Raw genomic sequence first — 13,376 nt, forward strand, 5'->3', positions numbered from 1 at the left:
AGATGGTAGGTCTGCAAAAGTCTGGCCCTTGCGCCAGACGACTATGGTCTGTTAATGGGCGTCTCTGGCCACGGGATCGTTGAATTCCGGCTCGCATCTCTGCAGACTTTCTACTTGGTTTATGGCCCGAAGGTTGGAGGGACAGTTATGGCAAAGATCCTGGTAAGTGCCTGCCTCCTTGGGCATGAAGTCCGCTATGACGGTGGTGATCTGGCGGTCCGAGATCCGCGATTCCGGGTGCTGCTGGATATCCACCAACTGATCCCTTTCTGTCCCGAAGTGGCCTCAGGCCTGCCCATCCCACGAGCTCCAGCGGAGATCATTAACGGTGATGGTCGGGCGGTGTTGTCTGGCCACGCCAGAATCATTGATACCGATCGGCATGATCTGACCGAGCATTTCCTGGCAGGCGCTCGACTGGCGCTGGCACACTGTCAGGCGGAGCAGATTGAATTTGCGATCCTGGCGGAAAAAAGCCCTTCCTGCGGCAGCAATGTTATCTATGACGGGAGCTTTACCGGTACGCAAATTCCCGGGGTTGGATGCACAACTGCCCTGCTCCGGGAGAACGGTATAAAAGTGTTCAGTCAAAATGACATAGATGATCTTGTTGCTATATTACCTTAAAAAGGCCCGCCTGGCTGATGCTGCGAACGCCTTTGGATCAATCCGCCGCGTCAGGCGCACGTAAGGCCTTGCTGTAGAATCCGGACGGATCGAAGCAGCATACCCGCTTCTTGCCTTCAGCCAGCATGTCACAGGCATCGCGGATTCGCTTTGCCCGGGTCTTGGCCTGCTTGGCAGAGACAACCCAGTGAATCCAGTCCAGTCGAGCGATGGTCGTGGTGCCATCCCATACCTGGCGAGCCTCCGGTGCAGCCGCGAGTGCTTCCGCAAGATCCGGTGGCACCTCGGGCTCCGGCTCCTGTTCCACAGGGCGGATTTCCAGCGTGACCGTATCGCCAACGTTCACGTCTGCCGTGTCCCTTAGTTCCCGGCTGACCCGGAGCCAGTGGCTCAGTTGGCCATCCGGTTCCAGGGTTTCCTGGAACCGGTGGCCGTTGAGAGCACCTGCAACCGTAGTTCTGCCTCGCCTGGGGAGACCATCACTGGCCTCTTTGGGAAGGATGACGAACGCCCAGGAGTCGTCATCGCCGGGCTTGGCCGGTCGGAGCAGTTTTACCTGGAATGTCGTTGTGTCAGTTGAGGTCATGTCTGTATCCGCCATGTAGTCCACTCAGGGCATGATTTCAGGCGTTGAGTCCGAACGTCTGCCCATGCTCGTCCCACTCCGAGTCTGGCACGATCACGATCTTACCCAGGTAACCACTGCCACGATTGACGAAGTAACGCTCCGCTTCGTGCAGCTCCGATAGCTTGAAGGCTGCATGGAGCACCGGTTTGAGCTGGCCTCCCCGGATCCACTCCACCAACTGCTCCGCCTCCTCCCGGGTACCATGGGACACGCCGAATATCTGCACCTGGTACAGGTAGATGCGTGTCCACATGATCTCCGAGAGATTGCCGGCGCTGGCACCCGCGATGCTGAGTCTCGGGTAGTCCTTTCGTGCGTTCATGTCGAAGATCATCGTGTCGATAAAACGATCCGTCATCTCACCGCCGGCCAGATCCATAACCGCGTCAATGGGAGAGCCGCCGGTAACCGCCCTGACCCGGTCCTCGAACCGCTCCATGTCGGAGCGGTCCAGTACGGCCTCGGCCCCCAGGGCTTTCAGGGCATCGGCCTTGCTCTGCTGGCTCAGGGCGTAGGGAATGGCCCCGACAATCCGGCAGAGCTGGATCAGCGCGGTGCCCACGCCACCACTGGCCCCGGTGACCAGTATTCGTTCCCCCGGCTTGATACGGGCGGAGGTCATCATGTGATAGGCGGTCTGATAGGAACACATGCCCATGGCCGCCAGTTCGGCATCGGCCAGGTCCGGGTTGGGTATGTGGTGGAACTGATCGGACGGCACTGCTACATATTCCGCGAAACCGCCGTCGGCGCCATGGCCGTAGTAGTCCGGTGTCAGGTTGATGTCCCGGCGTTCGTCGGCGTAGATGTTGAAATCCAGCAGGCCCCGTTCGCCAATACGGGTCTCATCCACGCCCTCACCCACTGCGACGACCCGGCCGACAATGTCCGCGCCCTGAATGCGGGGAAACGTCAGCGTGGGTTCCCCGCCCATGGCGAAGGAGGTGACATCGCCCTTTTCCTTTGTCGGGTACAGGCCCTCCCGGGCCTTGCGGTCAGTGTTGTTCTTGGCGGTCGCCGTTACCTTTACCAGGACCTGGCCGGAACCCGGCTCGGGCGTTGGCATGTCGTCACGATACTCCAGCTTGTCCACATCACCATGGCCCGTTAGCACCATCGCCTTCATGGTTTCCGGAATCGCGATTTTGCTCATGTTGAAGCACCTCTGATCGCTGGTGGTGTTCGGTCGTTAGCCTGAGTGAAAACGATAGCAAAGCCGGGAGTGATCGCCTATCGGATTTGCCTCCTTCCAGGTCGATCAGCTACCCCGGAACCGGAGTGGTTCCACGCCCTGATTGGCCAGTTCCGGAAAATCGTCGTACATGGTCAGCGGGTCGGTATTCTCCCGAGTGGCCAGGAACTCAGGGCGCTGGGATTTTGCGGCATAGGGCGATTCCAGGGTGTTGTCGACGCTGTTGTAGACAAAGAACAGGTTGGACCGGGGCCAGGGAGACATGTTCTTGTTCGAGGCGTGCAGGGTGTTGCACTCGAACAGCAACAGCGAGCCTGCGGGCCCCTTGGGAGCCTGGATGCCGCCCCGATTGGCCAGCATCGCCAGCGCGTCCTGGTCCGGAACCCCGAGCCGCTGCGTCTTCAGGGAATCCTTCCAGTTGAGGTCCGGGGTCTCCCCGAAACAGGGAACGAAGTAGTGATGGGAGCCCGGGATCAGCATCAGCGGTCCGTTGAATTCGTTATTGTCCGTCAACATCAGCGAAGCGCTGACCGCCCGCATCCTGGGCATGCCATCCTCGCTGTGCCAGGTCTCGAAATCCGAGTGCCAGTTGAAACCGCTGCCCTCGAAGCCGAACTTGTCGTTGATCCTGGACTGGTGGATGTAGACCTCGCTACCCAGCAACTGCCTTACCATGCCCAGGATACGGGGGTCCCTGGTGAGGCGACTGAAGTGTTCGGAGAGCTGGTGCATGGCGAAGACCGAACGGATGTCTCCACTGGCCGGGTCCTGGATCACCTGGTCCGAGGCCATTAATTCGCTGTCCTGGGCCATTTCGCGCAGTTCGGTAAAGAACGGCGCCATCCGTTCCTGGTTGAAGAATCCCTCGAACCAGAGGAAACCATCCCGTTCGTACCGCGACAGGGCGACCTCATCCAACGGGCCGTGCCAGCGGAACTCGTTTCGGGCATGAACGACCGGATCGATACGGACGAAGGGATTGATCCGTTCATCGGAATCTTTTAAACGTGAAGGGAAAGGATCGTATCTGCTCATGGGAACGACTCCTCCTCAGATGGAATCCTGAGAGGGCCCTCAGGCCGGCGGTGCTTCCAGTAAAGGACTGCGGCCCCGGGCCGGTCAAGTTGCCTGTCGTCCATGTTCTGACTCACAGTTTGATGACATGGGGATGACTTTTCGGGCTCTTTGACAAATCGCTAATAACCATGGGTCGTTGATACAGTGTAGGATGCTGCCATACACTTCCTTGTTCATATAATCTTGCAATCCCGGGAAACACAACGCATGCCATACGCCAGAATTACCGGTACAGGATCCTATCTGCCGGAAAAGGTCTTAACCAACAAGGACATGGAATCCATGGTCGACACCACCGACCAGTGGATCCGGGAGCGGACCGGGATTGCACAAAGGCATGTGGCCGCCGAAGGACAGACCGCGGTGGATCTGGCTGAACAGGCATCACTGCGGGCCATGGAGGCGGCAGGTGTTGCCGCCGACGACATCGACCTTATCGTCTTTGCCACGTCCACGCCGGACAAGATCTTCCCCAGTTCCGCCTGTATCCTGCAGGCCCGTCTCGGCGCCCAGGGTTGTCCGGCCTTCGATATCCAGGCAGTGTGCAGTGGCTTTGTCTATGCCCTGTCCACAGCGGAAAAGTTCATCCGCACCGGTGCCAGCAAGAAGGTGCTGGTGGTGGGGTCAGAAGTCTTCTCCAGGATCGTCAACTGGGAAGATCGGGGCACCTGCGTGCTCTTTGGCGATGGCGCCGGCGCGGTGATCCTGGAAGCCAGTGAGGAAACCGGCATCATTTCCGCCAAGATCCACGCAGACGGTCGCTATGAAGACCTGCTGCATGTTCCCTGCGGCATTTCTTCCAACTACGAGCAGGTCAAGGCCGGCAATGCCTTCATTGAGATGAAGGGCAATGAAGTGTTCAAGATGGCGGTCAACACCCTGGGGCGGATTGTCGACGAGACCCTGGCCGAGACCGGTATGGACAAGTCCGAAATCGACTGGCTGGTGCCCCACCAGGCCAATCTCCGCATTATCTCGGCAGCGGCCAAAAAGCTGAACCTGCCCATGGACCAGGTGGTGGTCACGGTGGACAGGCATGGCAACACCTCCGCCGCCTCTATCCCCCTGGCCCTGGACGTAGCGGTCCGGGACGGACGGATAAGGAAGAATCAGGTACTGATGCTGGAAGCGTTCGGGGGCGGCTTTACCTGGGGTTCGGTCCTGCTGCGTTACTGAACCTCTGATCCGACCGGCATGCTCCCAAGGCGCCAAACAGAGGGGCAGTATTCCCGCGCGGTTTTCCTTGAGCCCCATTAAGGGACTCCATTAGACTGATTGACAGAACCACAAGAAAAAACGTCTGTTGGAGGTCGCCATGTCCGATCAGCCATTCCAGTCATTCTCTGAATTCTACCCCTATTACCTGGACGAACACCGGGACAGGAACTGCCGGCGCCTGCATTTTGTTGGTAGTCTGCTGGTCCTGGCCGTACTTGCATCGGTACTGCTGACCGGAGCCTGGTGGTGGCTGCTGGCCATTCCGGTTATCGGTTACGGCTTCGCCTGGGTGGGCCATTTCTTCTTTGAGAAGAATCGCCCCGCCACCTTCAAGTACCCGCTATACAGCCTGATGGGCGACTGGGTGATGTTCCGGGACATCCTGATCGGGCGAATTCCCTTCTAGACACGTAGTGATCCATCAACATTTTTACCGACTAACGAAGTCGGTTGTTCAGGGTATCCACCAGCTCCGCCCAGTCGGCATCCTCCTCCAGTTCCTCGGTCAGGAAGCGTCGCTGGCCTTCATTCCAGAAGCCGGCATCCGAAAGGCGGGTGTTGTCTGGTATGGGGCGATGAGTGGCAATAAATTCCTCGATTGAGTTGCTGTCGTCCGGCAGACCAAGCTGCTTGAACAGTTCCGACAGGGTATGGATGCCTTGTTCCATGGAGTCCTCTCATCTTGCTGCTATGGATGGCGTTGTTCTCTTTCCAGTGTAGTCGCTTCTCCGACGGATCGAACCTGCCGGAGGCGGGATTTCACTTGAACGAAACATGCAAACATAGGATGATTGGACGACCAACCTAAGGATGTTAATGCCATGGCAGAACTCACCCGTATCCGGCGCGGCTCCCTGGTCGACACCGCTATCGAGAGTCTCCGGGATGCAATACAAAAAGAGCACTGGCGAATCGGCGAGCGATTGCCGGTGGAGGCTTCACTGTCGGAAGCCCTGGGCGTGAGCAGGAATACGGTCCGTGAAGCGGTGCGGGTCCTGGTGCATGTGGGCATGCTGGAAACCCGCCAGGGGGACGGGACCTATGTGCGGTCGATCCGGGATCCTGGCGAGGCCCTGCGCCGGGCAGGCCGGTCACGGCTCAGGGATCAACTGGAAGTTCGCATCATGCTGGAGGCGGAAGCGGCCGGCCTTGCCGCTGGCAGGCGTACCTCCGGGGATCTGCAACGAATGACCGACGCCCTGGACCAGCGGGCCCGGGCCGGGAACAATCTGGCTGAACGTGTCACCCATGACGAGAAGTTCCACCACGCAGTGGTGGAGGCGGCCCACAACCCTGCCCTGCTGGAGATGTACCGCTATTTTGCCCAGTCGGTGACCGAAACCATTGAACGCACGGAACAGGATGCCGACCTTCCGGAGCCCTCACAGGAGGACCATGAACTGCTGCTGGCAGCCATCCGACAACAGAACCCAGAGCGGGCGGTGACCCTGGCCAGGGCGCTGCTTGCTCCCAGCCTGGCGGCCCTGGAAGGGAGCAATTCCCCATGAGATTAAGGCTCGACCCGTTCACCCTGTTGTTGCTGGGTGCCATTGTTCTGGCGAGCTTCCTGCCGGTTCGTGGCGATCTGGCGGACGTTCTGTCCGTGGTGGGCACCGTCGCGGTGGGGCTGTTGTTTTTCCTGCACGGTGCGGCCCTCTCCCGTCAGCAGATCCTGGACGGGGCCACCCACTGGCGGCTTCATATCGTGATCACCGCTCTCACCTTCGTGTTCTTCCCCCTGATGGTGTTGCCCATCAACGGGCTGAGCAGCGTCGCGCCCCAATGGATGCCGGAGGACCTGGGCCTGGGGTTCCTCTACCTTGGCGTATTGCCCTCGGCGGTATCGTCGTCCATTGCCTATACCGCCATGGCGCGGGGCAATGTGCCCGCAGCCATATGCAGTGCCGCCGCCTCCAACGTTTTCGGCATGATGCTCACGCCGTTCCTGCTGATATTGCTGGTGAGCACCTCTGGCAGTGGCGACTTCTCGGTATTGGAAGCACTGAAGGATATCGTGCTGCAGCTACTGCTGCCATTTGCGGTGGGTCATGCCCTGAGGCCCTGGCTGGGCGGGTTCCTGGCGCGTCACGAGAACCTGGCATCCCGTTATGACCAGTGTGTGATCTGGCTGATCGTCTACTCCGCGTTTTCCCACTCGGTGGTCAGCGGCCTCTGGGTACAGCTACCGCTGAACGCCATTGTGCTGACCGTCGTGCTGTGCTTTGCCCTGCTGGCCTTCTTCATGGTGGTGGCTCACCTGCTGGTCAGGCGATTCGGCTTCAGCCTGGAGGACGAGGCTGCCGTGGTGTTCTGCGGGTCGAAGAAGAGTCTCGCATCGGGCCTGCCCATGGCCAAAGTGCTGTTCTCTGGCCATCCGGGATTCGGCATGATTGTGCTGCCGATCATGTGCTACAACCAGATTCAGGTGATCGTCGGGGCCATGCTGGCCCAGCGTTACCGGCGCCTGATCGACGCCGGGCAGGAGACATAGCGCGGCGGGATCAGCCGCCTCCGCCGGTCAGGGCGCCAAAGAGGCTGGTCAGTATAACGATGCCCACAATCCAGCCGATCACCGCCGGCCAGAAGTTGGTCATCTGGGGACGCTGATGTTGTTCCCCCTCGCCTTTCGCATCATCGGAATCGGGGAAGTTCATACCCTGATAGCGACCGGCATCGTCCAGGGTCAGTTCATCCTCCTGGCCCTCGCGTTCCAGGGCATCGGTCATTCCGTACCACCCGAACCAGTCACCGAGGAAACGGGCTACGGGCGCTGCCAGCCTGGCCTCCTCGGCCAGGGGGCGTAAGCGGGGCTCAAGTTCCTCACCTATGGCCGCACGGATCGCATCCTGATCTGCGGGTGGCTCGGTCAGTATGGCCCGCCAGATCGCCACATCGTTCAGTCGGCCACTGTCGTTGAGCATGGCATTCACCTGAATCACCACCTCCCGCACAACCTGCCTGTCGGTTGCGGACAGCGGGCCACTATGGGCGTCCGCCTGCCAGGAAGAAGGGTTAGCTGACGGCTGTTCGCGGGGGACGGCTGTTTCCGCCGGCTCGCGGGCCGGTTCCGGCGCGTCGGCGTGGCCGGCCTCCCCCATCGCCTGTTGGTAAGCCTGGCGAAGCTGTTGGGCTTCGTCGCCTTCGGCGAATTTGCTCTGCCGCTCATAGGCATCGCGAATCCGGGTACTGTCCCGGGTTGGTTCGATACCGAGTATTTCCCAACAATTCATGTATCAGGTGTCTCCTGGTGTCAGGCGTGAGGGCCTGCATTGTAAAACATTGATAACTTTACCAGAGTGTATGCCAGCTAACCTTGAAAACTGTTGCTGGTTATCGCAGAGTCGCACCATTGGTGCGCCATGTTTCGTGCGTGTCAATGGCATCCGTATTCGTTATGATGCCAATTCCTGGACTAATCTGAAAACAATATCGTGGATAAACGTCCTGAGTGCGGACGCCGCCTGTCCTGCCCTTCGCTCCAGTCCGACACGGGAAGGCCTTTGGCAACATGACAACAATACGTGGTTTAGAAGTATCCGTTCCCAGGCTGTCGATAGCGACCATGATGGTGGTTTTCTGCCTACCACCTGTTTCCCACGCCGATGCCCCGTCCGTACCGGCTACCTGGCTGGGCCTTGGGGATGATGCCGGGGTCGCCAGCGAGGATAGCTACAGCGTACCCGAAGTGCTCACCACCGCGAGACTGAGGCAGCCGAAGGCCCGGGTGCCCGGCACCACCACGGTTATTTCCGGCGAAACCATACGCGACCTGGGGTTCACGGCCCTGGCGGATGTTTTTCGCCTGGTACCGGGGATGACCGTGGCGGCCGTTGGCAGCAATCAGCCCGTTGTCAGCTACCACGGCACCGTCGCCTATGAACAACGGCGCCTGCAGGTGTTGATAGACGGTCGCACTGCATACCAGCCCAGCCTGGCGGATGTGGACTGGAACGCCATGCCGGTGCCCATGGAACTGATCGACCGCATCGAGGTCAGCCGTGGGCCGAATTCTGCAGCCTATGGTAACAACGCCTTCCTGGCATCCATCAACATCATCACCCTGTCGCCGGAGAATACGGCGGGTACCGCCTTTCATGCCCTGGGTGGCGACCTGGGTATAAGGAACTACACCGCCTACCATGGACGCAACCACGACGACTACAGTTGGCGCGTCGCCTGGCAGCATCGTGAATCCGACGGTTTCGACTACCAGCTTGATAGCACCGATAACTTCCGGGAAGTGCCGATCCGGGACGGTTTCGAGTTCAATCAGTTCTATTACGACGGCATTGTTCACCCATCGCCCGGCCATTCCCTGGAACTGCGGGCGGGAGTCACCGACGGTGTCGATCAGGATGATCCCCTGAAGATGGGAGAAGACTTTTTTGTCCAGGACGATCCAGAGCCCGACGAAGACGTCCGGGACTATTATCTGCAGGCGAGTTACGACTATACCGGTTTTGAGCGTCACCTGGTGGAATTCCAGACCAGTTTCCAGAGTTATGACCGGCACAAGAACTGGGTCAGTTGCGTTCCGATCGTGGCGGGGCAACCATCGGTCTGTGCCCGGTTCAATGAGGATTTCCAGCAACAGCGGCTGGAGTTCGAGCTGCAGGACACCTGGTCCCTGAACCCGGATCTTCGCCTGGTGAGTGGTCTTAGCTACCGGGACGACGGCTACGAGTCTGAAACCTTTTTCAACGGGAGTGGCAGCATCTACCAGTCCCGGATTTTCGGCAACCTTGAGTACACCCCCATCCACTGGCTGACCCTCAACGCCGGCGCCAACTGGGAACACACGTCGCTGCTGGACGACAACTTCCTGTCACCCAGGCTGGCCGCGAACTTCCACCTGACGGAAAACCAGACCGTGCGCCTGGTCTATTCCCGGGCGGTACGTACACCTGACGCCCTGGAACAACGGGCCGACTGGGCCTACACCCCGCAGGATGTCAGTCCGGCGGCCTATACCTGGCTTGAGGGCGAACGGGTTGACGCGGAATTCGATGCACAGTGGCCCGTGGACTTCTCGGATTTCTACAACCGGGCCGGCGGAGATCTGGAGGAAGAACGGATCACCAGCCGGGAAATCAGCTACTATGGTCAGTTCCGGCTTGGCCAGGGCATCCTCTCCACCGAGGTGCGCTATTTCTATGACGAACTGAGGGACCTGGTGGCCGGGGTGATCAGTGTGGACGATTTCGACCTGGGTAACCGGGTGGCCATTGACCAGCAGGGTATCGAGCTGGAAACCGCCCTGGACCTTGGCAACACCCGCCTGCGCCTGAGTTATGGCTACCTCGACCAGGACAGTGAGTACACCGCCAACGATGGGGTGCCGGTGGATGAGCAGCAGGATATTGTGGCTCTGGAAGGCCGATTGTCTGTCCGCCACTCCGGCAGCCTGTCCTGGATCCAGCGTTATCCGGGAGACTGGAACACGGCCGTGGCTTGGTATGTGGCTGACGAATTCCGTTCCGGCCCCTACCAACGGGCGGATTTCCGGCTGGCAAAAACCGTCCACGGAACTAACCTTAGTTACGATGTCGCTTTGATTATGCAGCATTATCTCAACGACAACCCTGTCTTGAGTCGCGACAACAATTACAAGGATCGCAATCAGTTCTTCCTGGAAGCAGGTGTGCATTTCTGACACCGCTTGTCTGGCAGGTAACTGACGATAACCAGGGTGGGTATGGGCAGTAGTTTCTCCCGTTTCAGACGAACAGGCCATGGGTCAGGCCGGCACCGGTTGCCGAAAGGTGTCCTCCTTGCCCTGTTGCTGTTTTTCTGCTTGCCGTTACGCGCCGATGTTGTCTACATCCAGGGATCCGCGAACCCGACGTTTAACCTTCGGTTCACAGAACTCCTGCAGGAACAACTGGGAGAAGACACTGAAATCCGGTCGTTCGGTTCCATGGGCAATTTCCAGGGCCCGCCCGGGCCCGTTGTTACCCTGGGCCAGGAGGCCCTGAACCAGGTTCTGGAACAGGGCACCCACCGGGCGATACTGGCGTTGCTTGTGGGGAAGCCGTTCCTCGAGGACGTGTCATCGGACCTGCCCACATCTTTTTCGGCGATCTATTACGACCCCCCGTTGCTGCGCCAGGCGCTGATCGGCAAGGTTATCCTGCCCCAGGCGTCACGCATGGCACTACTGGCCCGCCGGGAAGAGGCCAACCAGTACGATACGCTGATCGGGCAACTGGCCGATTACGGCATTGAAGCCAGGGTGTTCATGGTCAGCGGCGAGGATGCCCTGATACCGGCCCTCAACCGGGCCCTGAGCTTTGGCGACTTCCTCCTGGCCACTCCGGATGAGGCCATCTATAACGCCCGTACCATCAAGCACATACTCCTGACGACCTATCGCCGTAATCGCCTCGTTATCGGGCCTGGCCATGCTTTCGTCAGGGCTGGTGTGCTGGCCTCATCCTATGTGCCACTGTCCGACTATACCGGGGCTGCCGCCGATTACATCCGTGAGTGGCAGAGAACAGGGTCACTGCCCTCCCCGGCCTATCCAGAGACATTCAGTATCGAAATCAATCGGCAGGTGGCTCGGTCGCTGAATATTCCCTTGCCGGACCGTCAGCATATCGTTGAAGACGTTAAGCGAATGCTTGAACAGACATCGTCGCCGGAGGGGGCACCATGAAAGAGTCCTCCACGAAACGCAGCCTGGGCACCCAGCTGTTACTGCTGGGCGCCATTCCCGCCATCCTGATGTTTGTCGGGCTGATGGTGTTCTTCACCAATGCCCGGCTTTCCGACGCGCGCCAGGATCTGTTCGACTCCACCCAGAAACTGGCGGATAACATGGCGCCGGCACTGGAATATTCGGTGGTATCCGGCAACCGGGAAGTTCTCGACAGGATCCTTGTGGAATCCATAAGCGGGACCAGCCTGGAATGGATCCGGGTGACCGATGTTGTGGGAACGGAACTGGGGTTTGTCGGCCGTGACGGCATCGAACAATGGCCCGGGGAAGACCAGGAACGGCCGGGGGTTCGTCGTTTCAGCGCTGATATCCTCCAGCATCCCGTGGATCTCGGTAGCGACAGCGGTGCCGAGTGGTTTGAACCCGACTTCCGTCTGTCCGGCGGCGCTGTGCGGGTCGGCTCCGTAGAGGTGGCGGTCAGCGAACAGCAACTGGCGGAACGCCGGACCCATATCCTGCTGACGTCAGGTGTGGTGGGAGTCTCGCTGCTGGTGTTCACACTGCTACTGGTAAACCGCATGTCGGCAACCCTGCTGGACCCGATAAGAGCCCTGGCGGAGCGTGTGCTCAACATGACACAGCGCGAATACCGGGAAACCCGTCCCGTTCGCGCCAAGGTGGCGGAGATTGCCGAACTGGAAGAAAACCTGAACCAGCTCGCCCGTAATCTCGAACACCTGCAGGAATCCCGTGACCATACCCTGGCCCTGTCCGAAGGTGCCCGGGAGAAGGCTGAAGCCGCGAGCCAGGCCAAGTCCGAGTTCCTGGCGGTTATGAGCCATGAACTGCGCACTCCCCTCAATGGGGTGCTGGCCATGGTGGACCTGGTATCCGAGGAATCGATGTCCGAACGCCAGGCAGACTACCTGCAGACCGCCCGGCGGTCGACGGAGGATCTGCTGACACTGATCAATGACATCCTCGATGTGTCCCGGCTGGATCAGGGCAAACTGCTACTGGAGAACCGGCCGTTCAATCTCCGGGAGCTGGCCGAAAACTGCCTGGCGAGCTTCCGCCATACCGCCGAGGAACGGGGGCTGTCACTGGCGTTCCGAATGACCGGTCCCTGGCCGGACTCCCCGGAGGTCGCCGGCGATGCCGTGCGTTACCGCCAGGTACTGGCTAGCCTGCTGGATAACGCCATCAAGTTTTCCAATGACGGTCAGGTACTGGTGACACTGGACTGGCACCAGGAGGCGGATGATTGTGTGTTTATCAGTTGCGAAGTCCAGGACAGTGGTGATGGCATTCCCGCCGAGCACCTGGCCATGGTGTTCAACAGCTTTGAGCAGGTGGACACGTCGATCTCCAGGCATTCAGGAGGCACCGGCATCGGGCTGTCACTGGTCCAGAAACTGGTGGAACTGATGGGCGGGCACGTCGGCCTGAGCAGTCATAAAGGCGAGGGATCCAACTTCCGTTTCGAAGTGCCGTTCGAACTCCCCCCGGCCTTCCCCATCCAGCCGGACGATCCACTGACGGAAGCCGGCCCTGCCCCCCGTTCACCAGAGGAGCGTAAATCCCGCCGTGCTCCCCGGGCCCTTGTGGTGGAGGACAACCCCGTCAATCAGCGGGTCGCCAGGACCTTGCTGGACCGTCTCGGGTTTGAAGCCGAAGCAGTAAGCAACGGCCACGAAGCGGTGCAGTCGGTGACCGATCAGGAAGGCCGATACACCGTAATACTGATGGACTGCCACATGCCGGTGATGGACGGCTTCTCCGCCACTCAGGCGATACGTGACTGGGAAAGCCGTGAACGCCGTCGCCAGACTCCGATCATCGCCCTGACCGCCGACGCGCTGCCCGGTACCGAGAACGCCTGTCGGGAAGCGGGGATGAACGACTACCTGTCCAAACCGGTCCGCAAGCATGAGCTGCGGACCGTACTCAGCCGCTGGGTGCCATTGTAGGTA

At 59.8% G+C, this 13,376-nt stretch carries 13 protein-coding genes; 8 read left to right on the forward strand and 5 right to left on the reverse strand.

What is annotated here, in order from left to right; genetic code table 11:
* Positions 1–147: 147 nt before the first annotated feature.
* A complete protein-coding gene (locus ACJO3T_RS12695) occupies positions 148–627 on the forward strand; it encodes a 2-thiouracil desulfurase family protein (RefSeq protein ID WP_406963174.1) in 480 nt (159 codons plus the stop codon).
* Positions 628–664: 37 nt separating this feature from the next.
* Here the strand turns inward: ACJO3T_RS12695 and ACJO3T_RS12700 are convergent, their stop codons facing one another.
* From ACJO3T_RS12700 to thpD, 3 genes are all read right to left on the reverse strand, one after another.
* Entirely contained in the window at positions 665–1,213 is a 549-nt protein-coding gene (locus tag ACJO3T_RS12700; protein WP_406978690.1) for a YdeI/OmpD-associated family protein, read from the reverse strand.
* Between the two features lie 37 nt (positions 1,214–1,250).
* Positions 1,251–2,408 carry an alcohol dehydrogenase catalytic domain-containing protein gene (locus ACJO3T_RS12705; RefSeq protein WP_406978691.1) on the reverse strand — a complete coding sequence of 386 codons (1,158 nt, stop codon included), beginning with the start codon at positions 2,406–2,408 and terminating at the stop codon, positions 1,251–1,253.
* 105 nt (positions 2,409–2,513) lie between these two features.
* A complete protein-coding gene (gene thpD / locus ACJO3T_RS12710) occupies positions 2,514–3,482 on the reverse strand; it encodes an ectoine hydroxylase (RefSeq protein ID WP_406963168.1) in 969 nt (322 codons plus the stop codon).
* Between the two features lie 249 nt (positions 3,483–3,731).
* On the opposite strand from thpD, the gene ACJO3T_RS12715 reads away from it, so the two are divergent.
* Positions 3,732–4,700 (forward strand): beta-ketoacyl-ACP synthase III, encoded by a 969-nt coding sequence (locus ACJO3T_RS12715; protein ID WP_406963166.1) that lies wholly within the window; start codon positions 3,732–3,734, stop codon positions 4,698–4,700.
* 139 nt (positions 4,701–4,839) lie between these two features.
* The gene (locus ACJO3T_RS12720; RefSeq protein WP_406963164.1) at positions 4,840–5,148 is read left to right on the forward strand and encodes an Mpo1-like protein; all 309 of its coding nucleotides are present in this window, start codon (positions 4,840–4,842) and stop codon (positions 5,146–5,148) included.
* Between the two features lie 31 nt (positions 5,149–5,179).
* Here ACJO3T_RS12720 and ACJO3T_RS12725 read toward each other — a convergent pair whose 3' ends face one another.
* Positions 5,180–5,410 carry a DUF2789 domain-containing protein gene (locus ACJO3T_RS12725; protein WP_406963163.1) on the reverse strand — a complete coding sequence of 77 codons (231 nt, stop codon included), beginning with the start codon at positions 5,408–5,410 and terminating at the stop codon, positions 5,180–5,182.
* A 153-nt stretch (positions 5,411–5,563) separates the two neighbouring features.
* Between ACJO3T_RS12725 and ACJO3T_RS12730 the strand changes: the two genes are divergently transcribed.
* A complete protein-coding gene (locus ACJO3T_RS12730) occupies positions 5,564–6,250 on the forward strand; it encodes a FadR/GntR family transcriptional regulator (protein ID WP_406963161.1) in 687 nt (228 codons plus the stop codon).
* Positions 6,247–7,233, forward strand: coding sequence for a bile acid:sodium symporter family protein (locus ACJO3T_RS12735; RefSeq protein WP_406963159.1), 987 nt, complete (start codon positions 6,247–6,249; stop codon positions 7,231–7,233). Before ACJO3T_RS12730 ends, ACJO3T_RS12735 begins: the two co-directional genes overlap by 4 nt.
* A 10-nt stretch (positions 7,234–7,243) precedes the next feature.
* On the opposite strand, the gene ACJO3T_RS12740 is transcribed toward ACJO3T_RS12735, so the two are convergent.
* A complete protein-coding gene (locus ACJO3T_RS12740; RefSeq protein WP_406963157.1) occupies positions 7,244–7,972 on the reverse strand; it encodes a J domain-containing protein in 729 nt (242 codons plus the stop codon).
* A gap of 278 nt (positions 7,973–8,250) precedes the next feature.
* Here ACJO3T_RS12740 and ACJO3T_RS12745 point away from each other — a divergent pair, with 278 nt between their 5' ends.
* The 3 genes from ACJO3T_RS12745 (at position 8,251) to ACJO3T_RS12755 (ending at position 13,373) form a co-directional block, all read left to right on the forward strand.
* The gene (locus ACJO3T_RS12745; RefSeq protein ID WP_406963155.1) at positions 8,251–10,395 is read left to right on the forward strand and encodes a TonB-dependent receptor plug domain-containing protein; all 2,145 of its coding nucleotides are present in this window, start codon (positions 8,251–8,253) and stop codon (positions 10,393–10,395) included.
* Positions 10,396–10,659: 264 nt separating this feature from the next.
* The gene (locus ACJO3T_RS12750) at positions 10,660–11,400 is read left to right on the forward strand and encodes an ABC transporter substrate-binding protein (protein ID WP_406978692.1); all 741 of its coding nucleotides are present in this window, start codon (positions 10,660–10,662) and stop codon (positions 11,398–11,400) included.
* Positions 11,397–13,373, forward strand: coding sequence for a hybrid sensor histidine kinase/response regulator (locus ACJO3T_RS12755; RefSeq protein WP_406978693.1), 1,977 nt, complete (start codon positions 11,397–11,399; stop codon positions 13,371–13,373). Before ACJO3T_RS12750 ends, ACJO3T_RS12755 begins: the two co-directional genes overlap by 4 nt.
* The last annotated feature ends 3 nt before the right edge of the window (positions 13,374–13,376 follow it).

Source organism: Marinobacter shunpengi, from assembly GCF_045449715.1.
GTDB lineage: Bacteria > Pseudomonadota > Gammaproteobacteria > Pseudomonadales > Oleiphilaceae > Marinobacter.